Origin of the sequence: Granulimonas faecalis (assembly GCF_022834715.1) — a bacterium.
GTDB classification, from domain to species: domain Bacteria; phylum Actinomycetota; class Coriobacteriia; order Coriobacteriales; family Atopobiaceae; genus Granulimonas; species Granulimonas faecalis.
Map to the genome: position 1 here is coordinate 1,941,136 of NZ_BQKC01000001.1, position 25,261 is coordinate 1,966,396.

Below are 25,261 nucleotides of genomic sequence, written 5' to 3' on the forward strand. Positions count from 1 at the left end.
CCCCGCTTGTAACTCGACAAAAAACCGACAGGGTGCCTGAGGAGCCGGGCTTAGGAGGACGCGCGCCTGCCCGGGACGAGCTGGCTCCAGTCGTCGGCCGAGGCGAGCACCGTGCCGCAGAGAATGGCTATGCAGCACAGCACCTCGACGGGGCTGGGGACGTGGCCGAGAAGCACCATGCCCAGCACCACGGCCCAGGCGGAGTAGGAGATGTTGGCGGCCATGGCCTTGGCGGCGCCGATTTTGTCGATGCCCTTGTAGTAGAAGAGGTACGACACGGTGCCCGCCAGCGCCGCTCCCGCCACCACGGCCGTGGCCGGCGTGGCAAAGACCTGGGCGGCAAAGGGCCACGCCGCGAAGAGCGGCAGGATGACCACGAGGTACACGAGGCCCGAGGTGGTCTCGCGGATCTGCAGCGCCGTCTCGTTGTCCACGGAGTCGTCGCGCATGCCCCACGCCAGCAGCACGGCCTCGCTTCCCCAGCCCACCACGCAGGCGAGGGCGGCCGCGATGCCCACCATGGCGTTGCCGGGCATCTCCATGTCGCTTGCGGCCGCGCCCATCACGATGATGGCAGCCATGGCCACGGCCAGGGCGACCCAGCGCTTGGGCTCCATTTTCTCCTTGAGCGCGAACACGGCCAAAAAAGCGCCAAAGGCGGGATAGAAGCTGGAGATGATGGCCGTGATGCCCGGGCCCAGCTCGTTGATGGCCACCACGTAGCCCGTCATGCCGAAGGGGCCGCCGAGAAGCGCCGCTGCGGCCACCACCTTACCGCTGCGGGTCCTGAGGGCCGCCACGGTGTCTTTAAGGCGCCCGCGCACCGCCATGAGCAAGAACATCCACACCGCGCAGAACACGTCGTGGAACGCGGCACTCACGATGGCCGCGAAGGCCACGGCCTCGGCAGTGCCCACATAGGGGGCCATCGAGAGGGCGATGCCCAAGATAACGGTGTCGAGGCCCCACAGAAGGCCGCTGGCAAGCCCGTATCCCATGACGGTTCCTTTCCTTCTGCCCCGCGCCGGGGCGCTGGCGTCTAAGCGATGCCGTAGAGGTCGGCGGCCAGGGCGAGGTACTTCTTGGCGTAGCGGTAGTAGATGTAGAGCCACTCGCCGATGAAGTCGCCGTCGCTCTCCTTGAGGAGGCTCCAGCAGTACCAGCACCAGCCGCACATGCCGATCATGGCCAGGTTGTGGCGGCGCTCCTCGGGCGTGGCCTTGCCCTCGTAGTAGAGGTCGATGGCCTGCTCCACCTCCTCGGGCGAGAGCTCGCAGCACACCGAGAACGTGGCCAGGTCGTTGGCCGAGTCACCCATGCCGGCGTACTCCCAGTCGATGAGGTTGAAGGTGCCGTCTTGCTCCACCAGGAAGTTGAGGTAGAAGAAGTCGTTGTGGGTGACGGTGACAGGGGCGTCGTCTTGCGCCATGGCCCCGTGGACCCGCTCGGCCAGCTCGTTCCAGCGCCCGTACTCCGGCACCTCGATGGGGCCCTTCTCCCGCAGCAGGGCCTCATAGCGCTTTGCCTCGTCATAGAAGCCGAACGTGCTTTTGAGGATGATGCCCGACGTGTGAAGCTTGCGGGCAACGGCCATGGCCTGCGCGAGGCCCTCGGGAGTGTGGGCGTCGATGGTGGTGGCACCGGGCACGAAGCGCGAGATCTTCCAGCCCTCTTCCGGGTTTGCGCAGATAAACGTGGAGTCGAGGCCCATGTCCCTGGCCGCCGCGAGCGCGGCGAGCTCGCTTTTGCGGTCGATGATGTTCTCCGTGCCGATGCCGGGATGGCGGTAGACGTACTCGCCGTCGTTGGTGGAGAAGTGGCAGGAGAGGTTGGTCAGGCTCTCCTTTAGGGGGTAGACGTCGCAGATCTCGGCGCGCGAGCAGCCCAGCGCCCCCGTGATGTTGTCGATGATCGCAGAGTCGATGTTGTCGAGGAAGAGCGGGTCGAACTCGCGCAGGTCGTCCAGGGAGTCGAACTCGTGGATGATGGGCCGCTCATAGCGGCGGATGGCCATGGGCAGCTCGTCGATGTGGTCGATGAAGATCTCTTCCCAGAGCTTGGGGGCCGTGGCCGGGCGGTCGTACTCCTCGTCGAGGATCTGGCGGAAGCGTCTGGAGAAGGCGCGGTCGAAGTAGACCTGGCCAAGCATGTACCAGCCGTCGGCACCGCCGATCTCCACCTTGGTGATACGGCCGTGGGGGCCGCAGGTCATGACCCACTCGGATGTCTGCCCCTCGGCGTACTGGGCCGCGTAGTAGGAGCCCCACACGTAGGCCTTGAAGGGGTTCTCCTCAAAGTAGTCGTCGGAGCTGCAGATATAGGTGTTGGCGAGCTTGTCTTCCACCGCCTTGAGCGAGGAGTTGTTGTTGCGGGAGGCGTACTCGCGGTTCACGACGATGGCGACTTCGGGGTGCTTGTCCTCCAGGTAGAAGAAGAGCTCTTGCTTGTAGCCCACCACCACGTAGACCTTGGGCACGCCGGCCTCGAGAAGCTGCTCGATCTGGCGCTCTATGAGCACCTGGCCGCGCACTTTGAGCAGGCCCTTGGGCCGCTCGTAGGACAAGGGCACGAAGCGGCTGGAAAGGCCTGCCGCCATGATCACGGCATTGTCCACGCGGTAGGGCTCCATGGCCTCACGGCCCGCCTGGGTGATGGCGCCGTCGCAAACGAGCCCGTCCGCCTCGAGCGCGCGGACCGCCTTGTTCACCGTGGCCACGCCCAGATGGGCCGCCAGGGCGCACTCCCTTTGCGTGTGGCGGCCTCCGTCCATAAGGGTGCGCAAAACCCTGAAGCCGTTGTGGTCCAAAGCCATGAGGCCCTCCCCTGCGATTCGTTCGTATATGGAGAGAATCCTCTTGTTCGGAACAAATGTCAATATGAAAAAACAGAACACACCGCCCCCCCCCTGCGCTCCCTCCCGCGCCTGCACCCCCCCCCTTCCGGCTGCACCCCGCCTCTTGCGCCTGAAAGCGGTTGAGGGGTACAGGGGGACGACGCTGGAAAAGACGCGCAGTCGGGCGCGGGATCAGGCGCAGGGGTAGGCGGCGTCGAGCTGGGCGGCCGTATGAGCCCAGGTGAAGCCCGTCTCCGCGCGCTCGCGGAAGGCGGCACTGCGACGGGCGCGCTCCTCGGCAGGCAGCACGGCCAGACGCGCAATGGCGGCCGTGACCTCGTCGGCAGAGGCGCCGCAAATCTCGCCCCAGCCGGAGTCCCCCAACACGTCGGCCACGCCGCCCACGGGGCAGATCACCGGCAAACAGCCCCAGGCGCCGGCCTCGAGCAGGACCGTGGCCATGCCCTCCGAGCGCGTAGGCGAAACGAAGCAGTTGGCACAGCCAAAAAGCGCCGAGACGTCCTCGCGGCCCAGACGGCCCAAGAGACTCACGTTGGGCAGGTAGTCGGCCACGGCGCGGATATGGTCCTCCTCGGGACCGGCGCCGGCCATGACAAAGGAGACCTCGGGCAAAAGCCGCGCGGCGTCGAGAACGGCCAAGGGCCCCTTCTCGGCCACGAAGCGACCCACGAAGCAGGCCATGAAAGCGTCGGGCGCAATGCCCAGCTCGGCACGGAAATCGCGGCCGGAGGAGCCATCGCGAAAAGCCGCGGCGTCGATGGCGTTGTTGATCACCACGTCGGTCTTGATGCCAAAGTGCTCCAGCCAGGAACAGGCCGCCAGCGACACGCCGGCAAAGACGGGCCGGGCCGCACGGGCCCGCGCGGTGACCAGGTGTTCCCAGCGCTTCACCACGGCGTCTGCAGCAGGGATGCCAAAGGACAGGTGCGCGCTGCCGTGCTCCAGCATGACGGCCGGGGCGCCCTTTTCGGCGGCAAAGCGCAGGCCTTCGAGGGAGTGCGGGTAAAAGCGGGTGTTCACGAGCACGCGATCCACGTCCTCATCGAGCAGACGTCCCCAGATGCGGCGGTACGCGGCATCTTTGAGCGTCACGGGAAGGCGGCCGTCGAGCAGCTGCGCAGCCGGAAGGCGCACCACCTGGAAGCCGTCGCGGTCCTCCCGGGCCGGCGCGCCCTTACGCGCCGACGCCACCACGCTCACCTGGTGGCCCTCGTGCACGAGCTCGCGGGCCAAGTTGTCGCTGAAGAGCTCCACACCGCCCATGGAGGGCAGGTACTGGGCCGAGAAGATCGCGTAGTGGTGAGGCGCCATGGAGAAGAACCTTTCCCGTATGCTGCCGGCACGCGCCGGCAGCCACCCATCGTGAACCCTGAACGAAGGGTATGGTACAGAGAAACCCGTTGCCCTTGCCGAGCACCACACCTCTAACACCGGGAGAAGCCATGCCTCACAAGCCCTACCCCGAAGGCACCCTCGAACGCCTTCAGGCAGAGATGACCGAAATGCTCGCCGTCTTTGACGAGGCGTGTCAGAAGCTGGGGCTCACCTACTTCATCGACGGCGGCACGGCCTTGGGCGCCGCGCGCCACGGCGGCTTCATCCCCTGGGACGACGACGTGGACGCGGCGATGCCCGCGGCCGACTACCGTCGTTTCCTGGCCGAGGGCGCCTCTGCGCTGCCCGAGGGCTACTCGCTCCATACCTGGGAGAACACGGAGCGCTTCCCCACGCTGTGGGCCAAGATCTGGAAGGACGGCACCCGCTTTGCCGACGCCCCGGCCGTGGAGGCGGGAATGGGCCAGCCCATCTTCATGGACGTCTTCCCCTCCGTTCCCCTCGACGCCGACCCGGGCATCGCGGACCGGCAGCGGCGTCGCATGCTGTTCTGGCAGCGGCTCAGCTACCTCAAGTTCATCGCGCACCCCAAGAACGTGCCGAGCGCCGCGGCCCAGGCTGCCTGCGTGGCGGCGCATGGCGTGCTGTCCTGCGTGCCCCAACGCTTCATCGCCCGCGAATTCGAGCGCTCCTGGCGCTGCGAGACCCCCGGCGACCTGTGGATAGACCCTTGCTACGCGCAGTACGATCCCATGCCCGTCGACTGTCTGCTGCCCTGCCAGCGGGTGAGTTTCGACGGCATCGAGACCTGGGCGCCCCACGACCTCGACCGCTATCTCACCCGCATGTACGGCGACTGGCACAAGCTCCCGCCCGAGGAGGAGCGCTACACCCACGCGCCCGAAGTGCTGGACTTTGGCGACGGTGTCAACGTGGCGAAGCGCAGGTAGAAGCGGGCGGGCTTGAGACACCCTCAGCCGTTTTCAGACGCAAGTGGGCTCTGCGGTAGACCTGCGACAAAACCGCCCAACCCATGCCAGAGGCCTCTTCGGCATGGGTTTTCCAATCGGGAGCAGCTCAGACCCGTGCCGCGGCCCGCCCTCCCCAGATATGCCAGCCGCCGCCTCGACCCCCTCCCTTGAGACTCTCTTCATAACCCGCCATACTTACGGCGAGAGCGGGCGCGGGGGGCGCCCGAGTCCAAAAGAGAGGTGGCCCATGGGCCAGGACACGCGTGAGGCGGCCATGCGCCTCAAACGCGAGCATGACGCCGTCGTGCTCGCCCACTATTACGTGCCGGCAAAAACGCAGGAGCTGGCCGACTTCGTGGGGGACTCCTTCGCCTTGGCCCGCATCGCCACCACCTGCGATGCCTCCACCGTCGTCATGGCCGGCGTGCGTTTCATGGGGGAGTCGGTGAAGCTGCTCAACCCTGGACGCCGCGTGCTGCTGCCCGAGCCCAGGGCCGACTGCCCCATGGCCCACATGGCCGACCCCGCTTTCGTCGCCCGCTGCCGCGCCGAGGAAGACGACATTGCCGTGGTATGCTACGTGAACTCCACGGCCGAGCTCAAGGCCCTCTCCGACGTGTGCGTGACCTCGTCCAACGCCGTGGCCGTGGTGCGGGCGCTCCCCCAGCGCTCCGTGCTCTTCATCCCCGACGAGAACCTGGGCCGCTTCGTGGCCGAGCAGGTCCCCGAGAAGCGCGTCATCCTCAACCCCGGGTGCTGCCCCATCCACCGCGACATCTCTCCCGCGTCCGTGACCGCAGCCAAGGAGCGGCACCCCGGTGCCGTGGTGCTCGCGCACCCGGAGTGCTCGTCAGCCGTGCTCGCAATGGCCGACGTCGCAGGCTCCACGGCCGAGATCATCGGCGCCATCGAGGCCTCGGACGCCACCGACTTTGTCGTGTGCACCGTGAACGGCGTGGGCCACGAGATCGCCCGCCGCTGCGAGGGGAAAGGCAAGCGGGTGCATTTCCCCTCCCCTGCCCCGTGCTGCCCCGACATGGCCGCCATCACGCCCGAGAAAGTGATCGCCTGCCTGGAGACAGGCTCGGGCGAAGTGGCGCTGCCGTCGTGCGCCGAGGCGGCCCGGGCACCCCTTGAGGCCATGCTCGAGCTTGCCGCCGCAGGCGGTGGGAACCGATGAGGCGCGAGTCGTGGGACGTCGTGGTCGCCGGCGCCGGGGTAGCCGGGCTTTTCTGCGCGCTCAATCTGCCCGAGAAGACGCGCACGCTCGTGATCTGCAAGGAGGATGCGGCCACCTGCGACTCCATGCTCGCCCAAGGGGGCATGTGCACCCTTGCCAACCCGGCCGACCGCGAGGCCTGGATCGCCGACACCCTGGCCGCCGGGCACAACGAGAACAACAGGGCCGCCGTCGAGGCCATGGTGGATGGGTCGCCCGCCGTGACCCGGACGCTCGTGGAGCTGGGCGTTGAGTTCGACCGGAGCCCCGACGGGCGCCTGGACTACACCCGGGAAGGCGCCCACAGCCGGCCACGCATCGTGCACCGGGCCGACACCACGGGCGCGGCCGTCACCGAGGCGCTGCTCGCCGCCGTGCGGGCCCTGCCTTGGGTGGAGGTGCGCGAGCACAGCCCCATGGAAGACCTGCTTGTGGAGGGCGAAGGCAAAGGCCGGCGCTGTGTGGGCCTGCTGGCCCGCGATGGGGGCGGCCCCGTGGAGCTTCTTGCCAACGCCTGCGTGCTGGCCTGCGGCGGCGTGGGCGGCCTCTACGAGCGCTCCACCAACTACCCCTGCCTCACAGGCGACGCCATCCGCGCCTGCGAGCGACACGGCGTGGCCACGGAGCACTTGGACTGGGTGCAGATCCACCCCACGTCGCTCTTTACCGACAAGCCCGGCCGCGCCTTCCTCATCAGCGAAAGCTGTCGCGGCGAGGGAGCCGTGCTCGTGGGTGCCAACGGCGAGCGCTTCTGCGACGAGCTCGCGCCCCGCGACGTGGTGAGCGCCGCCATCCGGAAACAGATGGAGCGCGAGGGGTCGCGCTTTGTGCGGTTGGACTTCTCTGCCGTGGGCGAGGACGTGGTGCGCGGCCACTTCGCCCACATCTATGAGACGTGCCTCGCGGCCGGCCACGACATCCTCGCCGAGCCGGTGCCCGTGGTCCCGGCTCAGCACTACCTGATGGGCGGCATTGCCTGCGACCTGTGGGGGCGCACGTCTATGACCGGGCTTTTCGCCTGCGGCGAGACCGCCTGCTGCGGCGTGCACGGCAAGAACCGCCTGGCGAGCAACTCGCTTTTGGAGAGCCTGGTGTTCTCGGCCCGCTGCGCCGAGGCCATTTCGGGGCGTGCGCCGCGCGTGGCCCCGGGAGCCGCGCATCCCAAAACCGCCGAGGCCTGCTGAGCCGCGCCTGTCGAGAGGAAAGTCCATGAGCCCTGAGAACCTGGCCCTTGCGGCCGAGCCCGTCATCCGCGCCGCCCTGCGCGAGGACATGCCCTTTGGAGACGCCTCTTGCGACGCCGTTGTGGACGGCCCGCGACGCGCCCAGGTGCGTCTCATCGCCAAGCAGGACGGCGTCATCTGCGGGCTCGACGTCTTTGAGCGCACGTTCCAGCTGCTAGACGCAAGCGCCTTCTTTGCGGCGGACGTGCAAGAGGGCGACGGGGTTCGCTGCGGCCAAGACCTCGGCGCCGTGGAGGGCGACGTGCGGGCACTCCTCTCGGCCGAGCGCGTGGCCCTCAACTTTTTGCAGCGCATGAGCGGCATCGCCACCCATGCGCGGGCCATGGCGGCCCTGCTCGATGGGACCGGCATCCGCCTGGTGGACACCCGCAAAACCACGCCGGGCCTTCGGGTGCTCGAGAAGGAGGCCGTGCGCGTGGGCGGCGCGGGCAACCACCGGTTCTGCCTGTCCGACGGCGTCATGCTCAAGGACAACCACCTGGACGCCGCCGGAGGCATCATGGCCGCCGTGGCCGCGGCCCGCGAGCGAGCGCCGTTCGTTCGCAAGGTGGAGGTGGAGGTGGAGACGCTGGAACAGGTGGCCGAGGCCGTGGAGGCGGGCGCCGACATCGTCATGCTCGACAACATGGACCGCGACGCCATGGCCGCCGCCGTGCGCCTCATCGACGGTCGCGCCGAGGTGGAGGTCTCGGGCAACGTGGACGAGCGCCGCGTAGCCGAGCTTGTCGACCTGGGTGTTGACTATGTGAGCTCGGGCGCCCTCACCCACTCGAGCCCCATCCTGGACCTCTCGCTGAAACACCTGCGCTACCTGTAGGCGCCGCCGCCCTGCCGCCTGGTCCCTGCCGCCTGGTCCCTGCCGCCTGGTCCCTGCCGCCTGGTCCCTGCCGCCTGGTCCCTGCCGCCTGGTCCCTGCCGCCTGGTCCCTGCCGCCTGGTCCCTGCCGCCTGAAAGCGATTGAGGGCGCCCTCAATCGCTTTCAGGCGGCAGGCGGGGATGCGGCGGAGAGGAAGCGCCGTTAGGAGCAAGCCCCTCACCAAGGAAAAGAGACTGCGCCGTCATCGCGCTGCCGGAAATCGCGATTACCGGCCGCGTTCGTCCCCACAAGCGGCCGGCAATCGCGGTCTCCCGCCACTTTGGCGAGAGGAAAACCGCGATTTTCGGCCGTTTTCCCTCAGCAGGTCGGCCGGAAATCGCGATTTCCGGCGCCCACTCCCAATTGCCCTTGGGTGGAGACGAGACCATCCGTCCCCAGCCGCTTTCAGGCACAGCGCCGCGATCGCCGGAGATGCCGCTGCGCGCCCGCATCTGGGAGAGGGCCGACGGGACCAGGGAGGACATCGAGGACGAGGGCCCCGAGGCTGTGGGTGCGGCTGGCCTCCAAGTGCCGCGACAAACCAACCTGGCACCTTGTCATCACACGCGGCGGACGAACAGCCCGCAGAAGGGCTTGGGCGTGAACCAGGTGGACTTGGGGGGCATGAGCTCCCCGGCGTCGGCCACGGCCATGAGCTCGTCGATGGCCGTGGGGCACACCGTGAACGCCACGGCGTCGCCGGCCTCGCGGGCGGCGGCCTCCAGCGCTTCCGGGCCCACGGTGCCGGCCACATAGGTCAGGCGCGGGTCGCGGCGCGGGTCGGCCACCGAGAGCACCGGCCCCAGCACCCGCTCCTGCAGGGCCGAGACGTCCAGCGCCGCCACCGGGTCGTCCCCCTTGGACGCGGGCGCCCGGAGCAGCCACCAGTGCGCGCCGTCGAACATGCCGAACGCGCCCTTCTCGGCAGGGGCCACGGGGCCGTCCGCCGGCGCCGCCGAGAAGCCCGCGGCCTCCACGGCGGCAACGAGCCCCTCGCGCCCGGCCTCGTCCACGCCGGTCACCATGCGGTGGTACGGCAGCACCTTGAGCTGCCCGGCGGGGAACATCGCCACGAGCACCCGGTTGCAGGGAGCGTCGGCGGGCAGGGACGGGTCGGCCGCGCGGCGTGCCAGGGCAACCCGCACGGCCGAGGCGGCCCTGTGGTGCCCATCGGCCACGTAGGCCGCGCCCACGCCCGAGAAGGCCTCCGTCAGCGCGCGCCCCCGACCGTCGGCGGGCACGCGCCACACGGTCTGGGCCACGCCGTCGGCCTCGAAGCGGTAGAGCGGCTCGCCGGCCTGCACGTCGGCCACGGCGCGGGCCACGTCGTCGCTGTCGCCGAAGGTCAGGAACACCGGGCCGGTCTGGGCGCCCAGGGCGTCGATGTGCGCCGCGCGTGCGTCCTCCTTCTCCTCCAGGGTGGACTCGTGACGCCGCACAGTGCCGTCGAGGAACGACTCCACCGGCAGGCACCCCACCACGGCCGTCTGCCGATGGCCTCCCTCCTCCATGGTGTAGACGTAGAGGCTCGGCTCGTCGTCCTCCACCAGCACGCCGCGCTCCCGGCGCCACTCCAGAAGGTCGCGGGCCTTGGCGTAGGCCTCCGTGAGGTCCACTTGGGCCTCCAGCGGGTAGAGGGTGTCGGGCCAGTCGATGGCGAGGAACGACAGCGGGTTGTCCGCCACCAGTTCGAAGGCGCGGTCGCGGTCGAAGACGTCCAGTGGCGCCGAGACCTGGCGCCCCACCAGTCGGGGCGCCGGCCTCAGGCAGCGGAACGGGGTGAGCTCCATGGCAGCTACCGGTAGAGGTCCAGCAGGCCGTCGCGGGTCTCCGGCACGCCCTCGAGCTCCCGCTCGGGCCTGGCGGCGGCCACATACCAGCCCCAGATGTCGTCCAGGGCCGGGGTGGCCACACCGGCGGCGGCCGCCACGTCGCGGATGGCCTTGAGGCCGTAGGCGAAGTCGGCCGAGAAGTAGCGCGACGAGAAGTCCGGCACCCAACGGCCGGCCTCCGTCTCCCTCATGGGCGAGCGCAGCCCCGCGAAGGCCGGGATGGACGAGATCTTGCGCGTCATGGACGGCACGTCGGGGCTCTCATAGTGCTCCGTGAGCGGCCGTACCCCGGAGAGGTCGAGCTCCGGCAGGGCGGCGCACACGGCCTGGACCTCGGCGTCGGCGGCGAGCAGGGCCTCGGACGCGGCGTCGTCCCAGCCCTCGTAGAACAGGTGGTTCTCGGGGTAGGAGACGCCGGGCCCCCAGTCGGAGAACATCGTGCGGATGCGCGAGGTGTGCAGCACCGGGTTGGACGGCGTGAGCGTCATTGCCAGGTAGCTGCCCAGGCACGTCGCCGGCATCCGGAAGAGGTCCGCGAGCTCGCCCGCCACCTCCGCCGTCTCGGACGACGGGATGGCCGCCACTTGAAGCGACGGCTTGCGCCCCAGCTCAAAGACGCTGCGGCCCCGCTCGGCGATGCGGGCCACGGAGTGCACGCGCTGGAGGCCGCACACCACGGCGCCGGCCTCGAGCAGCCCGGCGCAGAAGAACTCGGCGTCGGCGCCGGGAACAAAGCACACGCGCTGGCCCGGCTCCACGAGGGGCGCGAGCTCGGCGCACAGGCGCCCGAACAGGTAGACCGGGTAGGTCACGAAGACGTAGCGCGCTCCGGCGGCCCCCTCGGCGAGGTCGGCCGTCACGCAGGCGAGCTCGCCGGTGGACAGCACGTCGCCGTCCGGCGCGAGCACGTCCACCGTGCGCGACCACTCCCGCGGCCGCGAGGTCACCACCGCCACCTCGTGGCCCCGGGCGGCGAACTCCGCCGCCATGAGCATGCCGACGTTGCCGGCACCCACCACACAGATTCTCACGGCCCCTCCTAACCCAGGTAGCCGTGGAGCGCGGCCACGAGCCTGTCGTCGTCGGCCCGGTCGCGCACGGCGATGCGCACGAACTGGCGCCCGTCGCGCACCACCTTGGCCGAGAGGTCCTTGATGAAGAGCTCCCGCTCGCACAGCAGGCGCTCGGTGAGCTCGGAGGCCGTCATGCCGCCCTCGAGCTCCACGAACAGGTAGTTCGCCTGGCTCGGCATCACGCGCAGGTGCGGCACGGCGGCCAGCTCCGCGGCGAAGCGCGCCCGCTCGGCGCGGAGCTCGTCGAGGCTGCGGGCGTAGTCGGCCTTGTACTTCTCGGCGACCTGCAGGTAGAACTCCGCGAGGGAGTTGATGTTCCAGATGGCCACGTCGCCCTTGAGGGCGTCGACGAGCCCCTTGTCGGCCGAAGCCGCCACACCCAGGCGCAGGCCCGGCACGCCGTAGCTCTTGGAGATGGACTTCACCACCACCATGTGGGGGAAGCGCGCCAGGCGCCCCTCGTCGAGGAAGCTGCTGCCCGGCTCCTCGGCGAAGTCCGCGAACGACTCGTCGTAGACCAGGCGCACGCCGTTGTCCTCGCACCACTGGGCCACGCGGCAGACGTCGGCCACCGGCAGGTAGTTGCCCGTGGGGTTGTCGGGGTTGATGAGCACGAGCTGGCGCACGGGGTGCTCGGAGAAGAAGGAGACGATGTCGTCGGCCGTGTAGGCGAAGTCCGGGTCAGAGGGCACGTAGGTCACGGCGTCGGCGGCGCGGCCGCGGTTGGGGTACTCCTCGAACGTGGGACGGATGTGGCCGCAGGGGCCCTCGACGGCGGCGTCGGGGTTCTCAAAGAGCGCCTTGATGAGCTCGGCAGCGCCGTTGCCCACCACCACGCGGTCCTGGGACACACCGAAGTTCTTGGCCGCGAGCAGGGAGTTCACGCGCATGCCCGAGGGATACTGGGTCACGAGGGTCTCGAAGCTGGCCTTCATCTCGTCCATGAGGCGCTTGGGCGGGTAGAACGGGTTCACGAGGTAGCAGAAGTCCACGAGGTGCGGATAGCGCCAGTAGCCGCCGTAGCGCGAGGCCACGAGGCGGGTGCGCACCTCCTCGCCCACGGCGAACATGGACTCGGCGATGTCGAGGTCCTGCAGGTCGTCGATCTCGTACCACTTCTGGCCGGTGAGGCGCTTGGCCAGGATCTCGCTCGTGTCGACCATGGTGATGACGCGGAGCACCTGCTCGTAGTACTCGTTGTTGCCCAGGGCCTGGCTGTAGGCCTTGAGGAACGGCACGTAGACGTTGCGCGAGAACTCCTTCGAGAACTTGTAGATGTTGACCGTCTTGTAGTAGCGGTCCATGTCCTCGAAGCGGAACCGCTTGCCAGGCACGAACGACAGGATCGAGTCGTCGTCGTCCAGTGTGACCACGGTGCCGTCCATCCAACTCTCGTACCTGTCGACGAGGGCGAGGGTGGGCCTGGGGTCGTCCACGAGCTCGGAGAGCACGCCCTCCTCGAAGATGAGGTCGCTCTCCAGGAGGAGGGTGTCGTCCTCCTGGAGCTGCCCGGCGGCCAGGGCCAGCGAGTAGATGTTGTTGGTGCGGTCGTAGACGGGGTTGTCCACGAACTCGATGGGCGTGGCCACGTCGAGGGTGGAGATGTAGTCCTTGAGCCTGCCGGCCTCGTAGCCCACCACGACGACGATGCGCGAGAGCCCCAGGCGGTCGAGCTGGGTGAGGGCGCGCTCGATCATGGTGACGCCGTTGACCTTGACCATGCACTTGGTGTTGTGGGCGGTGAGCGACTTCAGGCGCTTGCCCATGCCGGCCGCGAGAATCAGTCCTTGCATTACCTCTCCTCAGCGTTGGAGGGTGTTCACGACGTAGCGCGGGTCCATGGCCTGGAGCTCCGCGAGGGAGTCGATCTCGGCGACGTCGTCGAAGGTCACGGGCTCCACGTGCACGTCGTAGCGGTCGCGGGCCAGCACGCAGGGGACGTCGTCCCAGAAGCGCTGGCGGTTGGCCTCCTCGGCGAAGGCCACGGGCAGGTCCTCGGCCAGGCGGGCGCCGTCCTCGGCGGTCCAGTAGCTCACACCGAACATGTGGCAGCAGTCGGTGCCGCCGCGGTGCAGGTCGAGGATGCGGCCGTCGGCGTCGGTGTCGAAACACCAGTCCTCGGTGGACGCCACGGGGACGCCCAGGTAGCACGACCGGTATCGGTAGGGGGTGATGATGGACGGGTTCTTGATGTAGAGGTCGCTCTCGAACACGTAGGCGTTGCGGAACCGGTCGCCCGCGGCCACGGCGCTCGAGATGTTGTTGGTGGAGTCGAAGAGCGGGTTGTGGACCAGCTCCACCTGCGGCCAGCGGCGGCGCAGGAGCTCGAACTGCTCGGCGCGGTAGCCGGTGACCACGCAGATGCTCTCGATGCCGGCGTCCACCAGGGGCTTGACGATGGTGTCGATGATGGGCGTGCCGCAGACGTCCACCAGGGGCTTGGGCGTGTTGACGGTGATGGGCGCCAGCCGGCTGCCCAGGCCGCTGGCCAGAAGCACCGCCTGGCGGGCGCGGTAGGGCTCGAGGTCCGCCAGATCGGCCTCGGTGGCCGTGCCCGACCTCCAGCTGTCCAGGCGCTCGTCGAACTCTGCGCGGGTGAGCATGCTCACAGGGTTGCTCCCTCCTGGGCGCGCTCCGGCGCCCCGATGCGTCTCTCTGCGGCGGCCGAGAAGGTCTTGGCCGCCTTGTACCAAACGTAGAGCCACTCGCCCACGGGGTTTCCCATGGCCTCCTTGTACATGGCCCACACATACCAGTACCAACCCACCACGGCCACGGCCGAGAGGAACCGCGCCTCCTCGGCGGCGGTGGCGGGGCGCCCCAGGTAGACCGGCAGGACGGCCAAGGCCTCGTCGACGGAGTAGCCCGAGCCCTGGGCCACAAAGTTGCCCAAGTCGCAGAACGGGTCGCCCATGGCGGCGTACTCCCAGTCGACGAGGCGCATGGCGTCGTCGGTCACCAGCAGGTTGGGGCCGTAGAAGTCGTTGTGGCAGAGCACCGGGTCGCCGGCGTCCGCGGCCATGGCGCGGGCGAGCACGGCCACGCGGGCGGCCAGGCCGTCAAAGTCGCGCGGCAGCGGGTAGTCTCGGCGGCGGAGGAGCCCGGCGATCTTGGTGCCCTCCTCGAAGAAGTCGAACGACCAAGGCGACGTGGCGCCGCTCCCGTGGAGCCGGCGCACGAGGGCCAGGGCCCGCCCCACGTCGCGGGGGTCGCGGTAGTCGAAGTCCCGGCAGCCCTCCACGAACCGCGAGACCTTCCAGCCCTGCTCGGGGTCCTCGAAGACGTAGGTGTCGTCGAGGCCGAGGTCGCGGGCCACAGCCAGGGCGTGGGCCTCGGCGGCGCGGTTGACGATCTGGTCGGTGCCGGCGCCGGGGTGGCGGTAGATGTAGCGGGTGTCCCCCACGGAGAAGACCGTGGAGAGGTTGGTGAGACCGGCCGAGACGGGCGCGAGGCCGCGGATGTCGTCGCGGGGGCAGCCCAGGGTGGTGCAGATGTTCTCGAGGATCGCGGAGTCCACGTTGGCGAAGAAGTCGTGGTCGAAGGCCATGAGGTCGCCGAGGTAGTCGAACTCGAGGACCGCGCCGGCCGGCAGCTCCTCCACGGCCATGGGGAGCTCGGCGGCATGCTCGGCGAAGACCTGCTCCCAAAGCTTGGGCGCCGTGGCCGGGAGGGCGTACTCCTCGCCGAGGATGGCGAGGTAGCGCTCTGCGAAGGCACGGTCGAGGTAGGCGGGGCCGAGGAGGTAGAGGCCGCCATCGCCGCCGCGGGACACGTGCGCGATGTGCCCCTGGGGGTCGACCGTGACGACCTGCTCCTCGGTGGGACCCGTGGCGCGGCAGACCGAGAAGACCGACTCGTAGCGGTAGGGGCGGAAGGGGTTCTCGCAGAAGTACTCGTCGGACGACACCACGTAGGAGTTGCCGAGCCAGGCGCGCGCGGCCCAGACCGAGCCGTTGTTGTTGCGGGCGGCGTGGTCGGGGTTCTCCACGAGGGTGACGCCGAAGTCCTCCTCCAGGTAGAAGAAGGCCTCCTTCATGTGGCCCACCACCACGACGACGTCCCGGACGCCGGCCTCGCGGAGCTGGCGGATCTGCCGCTCCACGAGCACCTCGCCGCGCACCTCGAAGGCGGCCTTGGGGCGCTCGAAGGACAGCGGCGACAGGCGCGTGCCGGCACCGGCCGCGAGAATCACGGCGTTGCGCACGCGGTAGGGCTCGAGGGCGGCGAGACCGTCCGGGGTGGGGGCACCATCGGGGGCGAGGAGGCCGTGGGAGCGGAGGGTGCGCGCGGCCTTGTTGACCGAGCCCACCGAGACGCGGCCGGCCGCCGCAACGGCACGCTGGGGGCGGGGGCCGTTGAGCGCCGCGTCTTGGAGCACGGCGAACTCGTAGCGGGTGAGGGTGCGCGGGGACAGGGGTCTCTCCTTAAGGTGCGGGCAGATGCGGTGCGGGCCGATGTTCACGATAACATGAATATAACTTACAGGTGAACATCATAGCCCCGAGCGGAACACCCCTCCCGGCGGCACGGGCCCCCTCCACCCAAAGCCCGCACCGGGAGGCGACGCACCCCCTCTCCACTCCTGCGCCTCTCCCCCTCTCCACACCCCTCCCCTCCCTGCACCCCCTCTCTGCACCTGAATGCGTCTGAGGGCGACTTCCGACATCGGCCCACGGCAAAATCCGCCCCCATGCGCGTTCAGGTGGCCCGATTCCGCCCTCGACCGCGTTCAGGTTCGTCCTCAGACGCGTTCAGGTGCGGATTTGGATTTGGATTTGGGGTGCGGGGGTGCGGGGCGATGCGGGGGTGCAGGGCGATGCGGGGGTGCGGGGTGCGGCGGTACCGGGAGGGTCACGCCTTCGCGCGCGAGACGAGCCCCCTCGCCACGGCCCCCAGCCAGGTGCCGCCCTGGGGCCGGTAGGGCTCCCCTCCCAGGATCAGCCCCTCCACACGCAGCTCGCCCAGGCGCTCCGGGCCCAGCGCGAAGGGGTCGGCCGAGAGGACCGCCATGTCGGCCACCTTGCCCATCTCGAGCGAGCCCCGCTCGTCCTCGTCGAACGTGGCCCATGCGCCGTTGTAGGTGCACATACGCAGGGCCTCTGCCACGGTGAGCGACTCCCCCGGCACGTCGTGGTTGCAGGCGCGCTGCATCCAGAGCACCGGGTCGGGGTCGGTGCAGGGCGCGTCGCTGCCGGCCGAGAGCACGATGCCGGCGTCCCAGTAGGTGCGCAGCGGGTTGAGGCGGTCGGCCCGGTCGCGCCCGAGGATGGAGGCCAGGTAGGCGTCGGGCTCCTGGGGCCAGCCGATGAAGCTGGTCTGCATGGGAAACTGGATGCCGTACTCGCGGCAGATGGCCAGGCCCTCCTCGGTGGGCAGGCACGCGTGGATGATGCCGTGGCGGTGGTCGTCGCGCGGCGTGTCGTCGAGGGCGGCCTTGAGGGCGTGGGCGGCCTGGTCGAACGCGGCGTCGCCGATGGCGTGCATCTCCATCTGCAGCCCGGCGCGGTTGGCCTCCACGCAGAAGTCGCGCACCTGCCCGTCGGTGTAGTAGAGCACGCCGTTGCCGCCCTCTTCGTCGGCATAGGGCTCCCTGAGGGCGGCGTCATGGCTGCCGAAGCACCCGTCCAGGGCGCAGGCGAAGCAGCCGCCGATGCGTGGCAGGCCGCGCCTCCTGGCTACGGAGACGTCCATGGACTGCGGGAACACGCGCACCTGAAAGCCGGAGCGGGCGCTCCTCGCCAGCCAGGTCTCGAGCGAGATGTCGAGGTCGCCGGCAAAACCCACGCCCGACACCGAGTGCACCATGCCGATGCCCTTGGACGCCAGATAGTCCATGGCACCCTGGATGTTGGAGACGAGCTCGGGGATGGAGAGGCTGCCGGTGACGTGGTCGGACACCGCAAAGAACGCCTCCTGGTTCATCTCGCCGGTGTCGGGATGGTAGCCGCGGAGGCCGGCTACCTTCTTCTCGACGAGGGTGAGCAGCGCCGAGTTCACCACGCAGGCGTGGCCGTCGTACTTCACCATCATGATGGGCCGGTCGGGACAGGCCTCGTCGAGCTCGGCGCGGGAGAGGAGGCGGCCCTCCTCCACCGAGTAGGGCGACGCACCGAAGGCGATGAGGAGCTTGGAGGGGCTCTTGCGGGCGAAGTCGGCCACCATGGCCTGGATCTGGGCGTTGGAGCGGGCGTCCATGACGTTGAGGCCGGCGTGGAACGTGGCAAAGGAGGCCAGGTGCTCGTGGGTGTCCACGAAGGCAGGGCAGAGGGCCCGCCCGTCCAGGTGCTCCCGCGGGGCACGGGCGTAGGCCTCGGGCAGCCCTTCTCCCACAAAGACGATGCGGCCGCCGTCCTCCACCAGGTAGCGAGCCCGGGTGTCCCGGGCGTCGACGGTGAGGACGGTCCCCTCGTACACCTTCATGGCTCTCCCTCCGTTGGCCGCGCCAGCAGCATCCCAAGGGTAGCAGCTGGGGGGGCGCCCCTCGGCCCGGCCGCCACTCCTCGGCGCCCCCTCCCCACCTGAACGCGTCTGGGGGCGGATTTTCCCCACCTGAACGCGGATGAGGGCGACTTCCGGCGGTTTTGCCCGCGGGGAGTCGCCCTCAATCGCGTTCAGGTGCCGAGGGGGGGGTGGGGGCCGGGGGCCGGGGACGGGCCGAGGGGCTCGCCGCCGCCCGCCGCCCGCCGCTACGTCGTGCGCCTCCTCACCGCCACGGCCACCGTCGCCGCCACAGCCACGGTCACGCACGCGCCCAGGGTGACGGCGCCGTCCACCGTGCGGTCGCCGGTCACGGGCAGCACGGCGAGGCCGCGCAGGACCCGGCGCACCGTCCTCTCGGTACGGCTCGTCGTGGTGCCGCCGGTGCCGGGAAGCTCGGCCTCGGGCCGCACCGCCTCGATGCGGGCCGAGCCGCCCGCCTCGATGGCGACGGTGCCGCCGGCCTGGGGGCCGCCCTGGGCGTCGGGGTCCTTGGGGCCGAACCCGCTGCCCGTGGCGCTCGCCTTGTTGACCACCTCGCCGCCGTCGGCCGGGACGGACAGGTCGCAGGCGTAGGTCACGCGCCACACCTCGCCACCGGCCACGTCGCCCACCGGCACCGTGAGCTCGCGGGTCTCAGGGTCGTAGAGGGCGTGGGGGAGGCGCTCCCGGGAACCGTCGGGATGCTCGAGCCACAGGGAGGTGGTCACGAGGGACAGGCCGTCGGGCAGCACGTCGTGGACCGTGACGTCCTCCCACACGGTGCCCACCATGGCGTTACCCACCTCGATGGTATAGGTCACCTGGTCGCCCTCGTAGAAGCCGCCGTCCGAATCGTCGTCGGCCACGGTCTTGGAGAGGGAGGGCTGCGGCACGGCGAACTTGATCCAACCGGCCGGGAACACCTTGTCGGAGCTCTCGGTGGGCACCTCGCGGTCCTCGGGCGTGTCGCCGTCCACGGTGGCCACGTTGCCCACGTCATGGGCGCCCGGGGTGGCATCGTCCACGGCGGAGCGGGCGATGGAGCCCTCGAAAACCACGATGGCGCTGGAGCCGCCGGGGATGTCGCCCACGGGCACCGTGAGAGTGTGGGTGTCCTCGTCGTAGACGTCGGCGGAGTCCAGGGACCCGGTGGTCCCATCGGCATAGGTCACGCGCACCGAGGAGCGGTCGAGGTCGATGCCGGCGGGCAGCAGGTCTGTGGCCCGGGCGTTCTTGAGCAGGGAGTCGGGCACGTCGTTGGTCACGGTGACGGTGTAGCGCAGCACGTCGCCCACCTGGGCATCCACGGCGTCGCCTCGGGTGAGGTCGGTGACGGCCTTGGTGACCGTGGGCTCGGGGTCGTCGGGCAGGACCTGGTCGCCGCCCTTGGGAAGGGTCTCCTCCACCTCCGCGGGCACCGGCGAGCCGTCGGGGTTGGTGCCCGACGCCTGGACTGGGATGGTGACCGGGGGAACGGCGTCGGGGTCGTTGGGCGGGTCGAGGACCTTGCCGTTCACGGTGGTGTGGAGCTCGACGGTCACCTTGGAGTCACCGGGCACGTCGCCCACGGGCACCTTCACGGTGCGGGTCTCGGGGTCGAAGAGCTCCTTGGGGTCGTATGTCTTCACCGTGCCGTCGGGGTAGCGCACCTCGATCGGGTCGTCGGAGAGGTCGACTCCCACCGGGAGGGGGACCTCGACGTCCACGCCCTTCCAGTAGCTGTCGGGGTCACCGGTGTTGGAGACCACCACGGTGGTCTCCAGATCGTCGCCGACCTGAGGGTGGGCCGCCTCGGGGTCGGTGGTGTTGCGGGTCTCGGCGGTGATGGAGGTGGTGGGGTTTGGTACCCATACGGCGTAGTAGGTGCGCTCGCCGTCAGGCTCCTCCCACAGCTGCTCGTCGGGGTCGAAGTCGGCCTTGAGCGAGCCCTTCTCGGTGCTCCAACCCATGAAGGAGTAGCCGTCGCGCACGGGGGTCCCGGCAGGGGGCGTCACGGTGTCCAGGGCGTGCTTGTCCTGGACGATGGGGGAGGCGTCGGCCGGGGCGTCGGGGTCGTCGGGGTCCGGCATGGCGCCGCCGTCCAGGTCGAAGACGACCTTGACCGGCTTGGGGCTCCACTGGGCGTACAGCTTCACACTCCCCTTGAGCTCGGTGTTCTCGTCAAAGGCGGCGCCCGACCCGTCGGCGGCCGTGTTCCAACCGTCGAAGCGCCAGCCGTCGGTGGTGGGGGCGTCGGGCACGCCCTCGGCCTTGGAGGCGGATCCCGGGTAATAGGCGTCGTCGACGGTGTCCCCGGGGAGGTAGGCGCCGATGTCGTAATAGTAGGAGCCGCCGTCCGCCCTGGCGGTCGCCTGCCACAGGCCCGAGGTCGAAGCGCGCCAGAAGACCGGGGCAACCGTCCCGTCGGCCTTGGCCTTGGGCTGCTCGAGGTCGGCGTCGTTCTTGTAATAGGTCACGTCGAAGGTCTCGAGGACGTCCAGATACTTGATGCTCTCGAGATAGGCGCCCTTCTTGTTGCCCGAGGTGTACCACTTGTAGATCATGCGGTAGTGGCCGAGGTCGGCGAGCTCGGTGTGGCGCTGGCGCAGGAGGAGCTCCTTGACCGAGTCGGTGAGCTCCACCTCCACCCAGTTGCCCTCGTCGTCCTGGCGCTCCATGGCCACATCCACGACACCGCCCACCACCGAGAGCTGCACGTCGGCGAAGTCCTCGGAGTCGGCGGGGAACGGCTCCTGCTTGAGAGTGCCGGTGCCCAGGTCCACGGCACTGCCTGTGGAGAAGTTCACGCCCAGGCGGTGGTCGTAGGAGACGAAGCCCTCGTCGGTGTTGACGGGCAGGGGGCGGGCGCCCTCGCGGGCCACGTAGGCGACGTGGTCGATGCCGCGGGAGGTGGCGAGGGACAGCGTGGTGGTGGGGACGAGGCGCATGCGGCGGGTGCCGGTGGCCTGGGTGCCGTCGGGGGCGGTGTAGACCACCTCGACCGTGGTCCAGCCAACCCCGGGTGCAAGGCTCTTGACCTCGTAGGTCTTGTCGTCGAGGACGATGACCGGGATGTCGTTGTCACCCACCACGGAACTGTAGATCTCGTCGGCGGTCCAGCTCACCGCATAGGCCGGGTCGCCCACCATGGCGTCGTTGGTGAAGGGGAAGACGTAGGTGATCTTGCGCACGGAGTCGTGGGCCGTGTCCTCGAAGTCGCCGTTGGAGGGGTAGAGCATGGCGGTGCACACCGAGGCCATGGAGTAGGCCGTCATGGTGTTGCGGTCGGCCTCGGCGAACTCCTGGGGGTCGTTGAAGCGCTTGAGCTGGGGGTAGACGCCGTCCTTTGCCAGCCACAGGTCGCCGGAGAAGCCGGGGAGGTTGGCCAGGGCCCCGGAACCGGTCATCTCCTTGGTGAGCAGGCCGGTGACGCCGGCGGGCTCCGCGGTGCGCATGTCCATGGCGGTGGTCTGCATGTCGAAGAAGCATGCGGTGTAGGAGGCCCCGCCGTTGGCGCCCACGAAGCCGCCCACCGTGGCGTCGTTGCCGTCGGTGGTGAGGGCGCCCACCTCGCCGGCGGCGAAGCACTGGGCGAAGCGGATGTTTCCGTCGGCGCTGCCCACGAAGCCGCCCATGTTGGAGGCCGAGGACTGCATGCCGGTCATGGTGGTGGAATAGCAGTTGGTGTACTGGGAGGGTGTCGCCGAGGACGTGCCGCCGGTGGCGTCGCCCACGAAGCCGCCCACCTGACTGGTGCCCTCCACCACGCCGGAGGCACCGCAGTTGACGAAGGCGTTGTTGTAGTGGTTGACGCCGTTGAAGACGCCTGTCTGGGTGTTGCCGTACATGGTGATGTTGCAGAAGCAGTTCTCCACGTAGCAGTAGCCCGGGCACGAGACGAAGCCGCCGGAGTGGCCGCCGGTGGAGATGGTCACGCCGTCCACCGCGTAGGAGTTGGTGACAGTGCCGCCCATGAGCGGGGCCGTGAAGTTGCCGATGCAGCTGGCCCCATGGGTGTAGACGCGCACGGTGCGACAGTTGTTGATGAAGGACCCCGTGGGGGCCGCGAGCTTGTTGCCCGAGCCGTCGACGGCACTGAATCCGGTGCTCCACCCTACGAGGAGACCGGCCACGAAGTCGCCGCCGGTCACCAGGGAGTCCTCCACGCCCACGTTGTCCACGAGGCCGCGGGCGAAGTAGCCCACGGCCACCGCCTGGTTGTACCCGCCGCCACTGCGGACCTCGGCATAGCGGAAGGTGATGTCACACATGGTGAAGGAGGGGTTGTTCACCGAGGCGATGAAGGCCAGGCCCGGGCCGGTGGCGGAGGAGGTGCTGGTGCCCGCCACATAGAGGTTGTAGACCGTGTGGCCGTTGCCGTCGATCAGCACGGTGCCGGAGTCGAAGCCCGTGGCCGGGGCCCACTGCCGCCTGCCCTGGCCGCCCATGTCGAGGTCGGCGGTGAGCCGCAGGCTCTTCTGGGTCGCGGGGGCCGAGTGCATGACCCAGGAGAGCTCGGCGGGGGTGCCCACCAGCCAGGGGTCGTCGGCCGTGCCGGAGCCGCGACCGGGCTGGGACGACGTGCCGTCCCACGGCGCGAGGCCGGTGTCGCGGTCGAGGGCCGCGAAGGTGTCCTCGCAGGCCTGCCACTGGCGGGCCAGGTACTGGGCCCACGTCTCCGCGTAGGCCGCGGTGGGGGCCGCGGCCAGGGAACCTGCCGCCAGGACCACGGCCATCAGGACCGCCGCGACCCGGCGCGCCCCCTTTTGGGTGGCCTTCTTCAGGGTCTCCATGGGAACTCCCCTCGATTCAGCTGCATTTAAGAGTAGTATCTGCTTTCTTACAGCAATCTGATGGAGTGTGTCAATCGACCCGGGCGGCGACGCGGCCGGGGGCCGAGAGCGTCGGCTCCATGGTCGCAGGGAGCCGGCCGGAGGCGACGGACCCGGCGGGGCGGCCCGACTGGCAGGCCCACCCCCATGCCAAAGGCCGCTGCGGCATGGGTTTCTCGCCCGAAAGGGTGCCTAGACCCATGCCGGTGACTCCTCCGGCATGGGTCGTCACCATAAAGTGAGAAACATGCAAAGTGACAGATGGGGCAGGCACCTCTGTCACGCGTCTGTCACGCGGGGCACCCCCCCCCGTCACGCGGAGGCTAGCGGCCGGTGCCTCGACCCATGACGCCGAAGGTCCGCAGGAAGATCTGGAGGTCCAGGGAGGGGGAGGCGTGCTCGATGTAGTAGAGCTCCAGCTCCTGGCGGGTACCTGTGGAGTAGTCGGCGTCGTTGCGCGCCTCCACCTGCCACCAGCCGGTAATGCCCGGCAGGCGGCTGCAGAACTCGGCGGCCCGGTCGCCGTACTGCCCCAGCTCGGCGTCGACCACGGGGCGCGGCCCCACGATGGACATCTGGCCCGCAAGGACGTTCAGGAACTGCGGCAGCTCGTCGATGGACGTGCGGCGCAGGAAGCGCCCCACGGAGGTGATACGCGGATCGTCGTCGACCTTGCGCTCCTTCTCCCACTGGTCCAGCTGCTCGGGGGTGAAGTAGCGCTCCACGTCGTCGGCGTCGGCTGCCATGGACCGGAATTTCAGCAGGTTGAAGTGACGGCCGCCCAACCCCACCCGCTCCTGGGTGTAGAAGGGGCTCCCCTTGGACTGGAGGGCGATGATCGCGGCCATGACGAGGCAGGGCGCGAGCAGCACGACGATGACGAGGAGCGACACCACGATGTCGGCGAGGCGTTTGACAAAGCGGTAGCCCCACGGGTCGCCTGCACGACCCGTGGATCTTCGGGGAGAGCCGCTCTCTCTTCTCTTCGTCACCACCGCACGGGTCCTATCCACAGACTTCGTCCCTGAAATACAGGGGCAAAAGATTGCCCATAGAAACGGATTTATCTTACGCTAAGTTATTTTCCAAGTCTGTGTGTGACAAAAAATGCACCTCTGAACCTGCGGGTCCAGAGGTGCATCGTCGTCAGGGCACCCGGGGCGGCAGCCCCGTCGGCCGAGGTCACTCCTCCCCGGCGTCCTCCCCGTCGTCGTCGGGGCGCTGGTCGTGGCCGCCGCGCAGACGGTCGAGCCAGCCGTCGCGGTCGGCGTCCTCTCCGGCCTCCTCGCCCTCGCCGGGCTCGGCCTCGGGCTCGGGCGCGATCACCCGCAGCAGGGCGATGCGGCGGCCGCGCATGGACTGCACGCGGAAGCGCCAGCCATCCACGTCGAATACCTCGCCCGGGCCCGGCAGGCCGTCGGCGAGGTCCAGGATGAACCCAGCCACGGTCTCGTACTCGTCGGACTCCTCGATGGGCCAGCCCAGCTCGGCGGCGTCGTCGATGGGAAAACGGCCGTCCACGAGCCACTCGCGCTCGGAGAGCTTGGTGAGGTACTTGTTGTCGGGGTCGAACTCGTCCTCGATCTCGCCCACGACCTCCTCCACGATGTCCTCGATGGTGATGACGCCGGCGGTGCCGCCGTACTCGTCAACCACGATGACCATCTGGTCGTGGCTCGTCTGCATCTCGGAGAGCAGCGGGATGATGTCCTTGGTGTCGGGCACGAAGTCGGCCTCGCGCACGAAGCCGGCGATGGGGGCGTCGCCCTTGCCCTCGTCGATGATGGGGCTGATGAGGTCCTTGATGTGGGCGATGCCCACGATGCGGTCCACGTCCTCGTGGTAGACGGGGATGCGGGAGTAGCCCGTCTTGCGCATGCACGCGAGCACCGAGCTCAGGGTCTCGGTGTCCTCGAGCGCCGTCATGTCCACGCGGGGCACCATGACCTGGCGGGCGGCCGCGTCGCCGAGGTCGAAGATCTCGTGGATCATCGACTTCTCCTCGTCGGTGAGCTCCTCGGCGTCGCTCACCATGTAGCGGATCTCCTCCTCGGAGACGTTCTGGCGCTCGTCGGCGCTCCGCACACCCAGCAGGCGGGAGATGCCGTTGGCGCTCTTGGCGGTGATCCAGATGAGCGGTTTGGCGGCCACGGTGAAGCCCTTGAGAAAGCCCGCCACGCGCTTTGAGACGCCCTCGCAGTCGGCCAGGGCAATACGCTTGGGCACCAGCTCGCCGATGACGATGGAGAAGTACGACACCACGAGGGTGATGATCACGGGTGCCAGGCCGGCGGCCACGGTGGCCGGCACGCCCACGGAGGCCATCCACACGGCGAACGGGTCGGACAGGTTGGTGGCGGCCACGGCGGAGCTGGCAAATCCCACGAGGGTGATGGCTACCTGGATGGCGGCCAAGAGGTCGCCGGAGTCGCCGGAGAGCTCGAGGGCCGTCTTAGCCTTGGCGCTGCCCTCCTCGGCATCGCGCTCCAGCAGTGGGCGCTTGACGTTGACCAGGGCCATCTCGCTCATGGAGAAGAAGCCGTTGACCAGGGTCAACAGCAGGGTGACGACGATACTTACGGCTATGTCCATCTACGTGTTCGACCT

The 25,261-nt window shown here is 69.2% G+C and carries 16 protein-coding genes; 4 read left to right on the forward strand and 12 right to left on the reverse strand.

The annotated features are described in order from the left end of the window. Window positions 1-50 precede the first annotated feature (50 nt). The 3 genes from OR600_RS08670 to OR600_RS08680 all read right to left on the reverse strand — a co-directional run bounded on the left by OR600_RS08670 (window position 51) and on the right by OR600_RS08680 (window position 4,165). Window positions 51-998 (reverse strand): DMT family transporter, encoded by a 948-nt coding sequence (locus OR600_RS08670; protein WP_204407158.1) that lies wholly within the window; start codon window positions 996-998, stop codon window positions 51-53. Between the two features lie 41 nt (window positions 999-1,039). Continuing rightward, on the reverse strand, window positions 1,040-2,812 hold the full coding sequence (locus OR600_RS08675; protein ID WP_265591012.1) for a phosphotransferase: 1,773 nt from the start codon (window positions 2,810-2,812) through the stop codon (window positions 1,040-1,042). 213 nt (window positions 2,813-3,025) lie between these two features. Continuing rightward, a complete protein-coding gene (locus OR600_RS08680) occupies window positions 3,026-4,165 on the reverse strand; it encodes a glycosyltransferase family 4 protein (protein ID WP_135978401.1) in 1,140 nt (379 codons plus the stop codon). Window positions 4,166-4,296: 131 nt separating this feature from the next. On the opposite strand from OR600_RS08680, the gene OR600_RS08685 reads away from it, so the two are divergent. The 4 genes from OR600_RS08685 (at window position 4,297) to nadC (ending at window position 8,440) form a co-directional block, all read left to right on the forward strand. Continuing rightward, the gene (locus OR600_RS08685) at window positions 4,297-5,139 is read left to right on the forward strand and encodes a LicD family protein (protein ID WP_168354060.1); all 843 of its coding nucleotides are present in this window, start codon (window positions 4,297-4,299) and stop codon (window positions 5,137-5,139) included. Window positions 5,140-5,407: 268 nt separating this feature from the next. After that, entirely contained in the window at window positions 5,408-6,340 is a 933-nt protein-coding gene (gene nadA, locus OR600_RS08690; protein ID WP_135978399.1) for a quinolinate synthase NadA, read from the forward strand. Further along, the gene (locus OR600_RS08695) at window positions 6,337-7,563 is read left to right on the forward strand and encodes an L-aspartate oxidase (RefSeq protein WP_265591013.1); all 1,227 of its coding nucleotides are present in this window, start codon (window positions 6,337-6,339) and stop codon (window positions 7,561-7,563) included. The genes nadA and OR600_RS08695 overlap by 4 nt, the downstream gene beginning before the upstream one ends. A gap of 25 nt (window positions 7,564-7,588) precedes the next feature. After that, window positions 7,589-8,440 carry a carboxylating nicotinate-nucleotide diphosphorylase gene (gene nadC, locus OR600_RS08700; protein ID WP_135978397.1) on the forward strand — a complete coding sequence of 284 codons (852 nt, stop codon included), beginning with the start codon at window positions 7,589-7,591 and terminating at the stop codon, window positions 8,438-8,440. A gap of 599 nt (window positions 8,441-9,039) precedes the next feature. Here nadC and OR600_RS08705 read toward each other — a convergent pair. The 9 genes from OR600_RS08705 to OR600_RS08745 all read right to left on the reverse strand — a co-directional run bounded on the left by OR600_RS08705 (window position 9,040) and on the right by OR600_RS08745 (window position 25,246). After that, a complete protein-coding gene (locus OR600_RS08705; protein WP_265591014.1) occupies window positions 9,040-10,269 on the reverse strand; it encodes a DUF1015 domain-containing protein in 1,230 nt (409 codons plus the stop codon). A gap of 5 nt (window positions 10,270-10,274) precedes the next feature. Further along, a complete protein-coding gene (locus OR600_RS08710) occupies window positions 10,275-11,342 on the reverse strand; it encodes an NAD/NADP octopine/nopaline dehydrogenase family protein (protein WP_135978395.1) in 1,068 nt (355 codons plus the stop codon). Between the two features lie 8 nt (window positions 11,343-11,350). Continuing rightward, window positions 11,351-13,177 carry an aminotransferase class I/II-fold pyridoxal phosphate-dependent enzyme gene (locus tag OR600_RS08715; protein WP_135978394.1) on the reverse strand — a complete coding sequence of 609 codons (1,827 nt, stop codon included), beginning with the start codon at window positions 13,175-13,177 and terminating at the stop codon, window positions 11,351-11,353. A gap of 9 nt (window positions 13,178-13,186) precedes the next feature. Then, a complete protein-coding gene (locus tag OR600_RS08720; protein WP_251173683.1) occupies window positions 13,187-13,987 on the reverse strand; it encodes a sugar phosphate nucleotidyltransferase in 801 nt (266 codons plus the stop codon). A 2-nt stretch (window positions 13,988-13,989) separates the two neighbouring features. Beyond that, window positions 13,990-15,846 (reverse strand): phosphotransferase, encoded by a 1,857-nt coding sequence (locus OR600_RS08725; RefSeq protein ID WP_265591015.1) that lies wholly within the window; start codon window positions 15,844-15,846, stop codon window positions 13,990-13,992. Between the two features lie 389 nt (window positions 15,847-16,235). After that, window positions 16,236-17,804, reverse strand: coding sequence for an amidohydrolase (locus OR600_RS08730; RefSeq protein WP_251164153.1), 1,569 nt, complete (start codon window positions 17,802-17,804; stop codon window positions 16,236-16,238). Between the two features lie 266 nt (window positions 17,805-18,070). Then, window positions 18,071-22,615 carry an InlB B-repeat-containing protein gene (locus tag OR600_RS08735; protein WP_251164152.1) on the reverse strand — a complete coding sequence of 1,515 codons (4,545 nt, stop codon included), beginning with the start codon at window positions 22,613-22,615 and terminating at the stop codon, window positions 18,071-18,073. Window positions 22,616-22,977: 362 nt separating this feature from the next. Continuing rightward, window positions 22,978-23,667, reverse strand: coding sequence for a sugar transferase (locus tag OR600_RS08740; RefSeq protein ID WP_135978389.1), 690 nt, complete (start codon window positions 23,665-23,667; stop codon window positions 22,978-22,980). Window positions 23,668-23,836: 169 nt separating this feature from the next. Then, on the reverse strand, window positions 23,837-25,246 hold the full coding sequence (locus OR600_RS08745; RefSeq protein WP_135978388.1) for a hemolysin family protein: 1,410 nt from the start codon (window positions 25,244-25,246) through the stop codon (window positions 23,837-23,839). Between the last annotated feature and the right edge of the window lie 15 nt (window positions 25,247-25,261).